This is a genomic window from Dactylosporangium sp. NPDC051087, from assembly GCF_055586325.1.
Window position 1 is genome coordinate 45166 of sequence record NZ_JBVJIJ010000054.1, and the last position, 1350, is coordinate 46515.

1 protein-coding gene is annotated in these 1350 nt (G+C 67.6%); it reads right to left on the reverse strand.

Annotated elements, in window-relative coordinates; all coding sequences use genetic code 11:
* Positions 1–123 precede the first annotated feature (123 nt).
* The gene (locus ACZ6TV_RS52690) at positions 124–1017 is read right to left on the reverse strand and encodes an SDR family oxidoreductase (RefSeq protein ID WP_465308863.1); all 894 of its coding nucleotides are present in this window, start codon (positions 1015–1017) and stop codon (positions 124–126) included.
* Positions 1018–1350: the final 333 nt, after the last annotated feature.

Below are 1350 nucleotides of genomic sequence, written 5' to 3' on the forward strand. Positions count from 1 at the left end.
GGGGGGGGGGGGGGGTTGGGGGGGGGGGGAGGGGCCCCGGGGTGGGGGGGTGTGGGTTTTGACACAAAGAACACCATGGTGTTTGTTTTTTTTCCCCCCCCCCCCCCCCCCACTGCGGCGATGTCAGGTGACGGGTTTGCCGCCGGTGACGCCGAGGACCTCGCCGGTGACATAGCTGGATTCCTGGGATGCGAAGAACACATACGACGGTGCCAGTTCGGCGGGCTGGCCGACCCGGCCGAGCGGCGTGTCCGAGCCGAACTGCTTCACCTGCTCCGGCGGGATGGTCGCCGGGATGAGCGGGGTCCAGATCGGGCCTGGCGCGACGGCGTTGACGCGGACGCCACGCTCGGCGAGATCCTGGGCGAGGCCCTTGGTGAAGGCCACGATGCCGCCCTTGGTCGTGGCGTAGTCCAGCAGGTGCGCCGAGGGCTGGAACGCCTGGACCGACGCGGTGTTGATGATCACCGAACCGGGTTGCAGGTGTGACAGGGCTGCTTTGCAGAGCCAGAACATGGCGTACAGGTTGGTCTTGAACACCCGGTCGAACTGCTCGGTCGTGATGTCGGCGATCCCGTTCGGCTGCGCCATCTGATATGCGGCGTTGTTCACCAGAACGTCCAGACCGCCGAGTTCCGCGACCGCCCGCTCGATGATCTGGGCGCAGTGCGCCTCGTCGCGGATGTCGCCGGGCACGCCGATACCGGTACGGCCGGCGTCACGCACCCAGCGGAGGGTCTCCTGCGCGTCCTGTTCCTCCTCCGGGAGGCAGGAGATGAGGACGTCGGCGCCTTCCCTGGCATAAGCGATCGCGACGGCACGGCCGATGCCCGAGTCACCGCCGGTGATCACCGCCCGCCGGCCGGTCAGCCGTCCACTGCCGCGGTAACTCTGCTCGCCATGGTCGGGCTGGTCGGGCATCTGCCCAGTCAGGCCGGGCGGCTGCTGCTCACCGCCGTCCACATCCTCGGCGCGGGGAAACCGTATGCGCGGGTCCTGCAGGTCGTCCTGGGTCATCGTTGCTTCCTTCCACCGACACCACAACGGTGGTTCCCGGCAGTCGTCCAGCTAACCAATCCGCCGGCTCCGGTGCGTCCACGGGCAGCATTTTGCCGCTCACCCACTGGTAGCCAGCAGTGTGAGCGGTGATGATGTCGTGCTGACTCGCAGGGAACGCAGTGAAGCGGTTGCGTGGGGCACCCGGCTTCCCTGTGTGTGGCACCCCGGCTTCCCCGTGTGGATGCCTGCGGCTGGCCAGCTAGAGACCATTCGGGGTCAGGGTTTGGGTTGCTCCTTCTTTGTGGGTGATCGCTCTGGCCTGTGGCGGCGGTGTGCTGGGGGTATGCGGTA

Bases quoted from the DNA above. Each gene is read 5' to 3' on its own strand.
- ACZ6TV_RS52690 (WP_465308863.1), bottom strand. From the start codon at position 1,017: ATGACCCAGGACGACCTGCAGGACCCGCGCATACGGTTTCCCCGCGCC.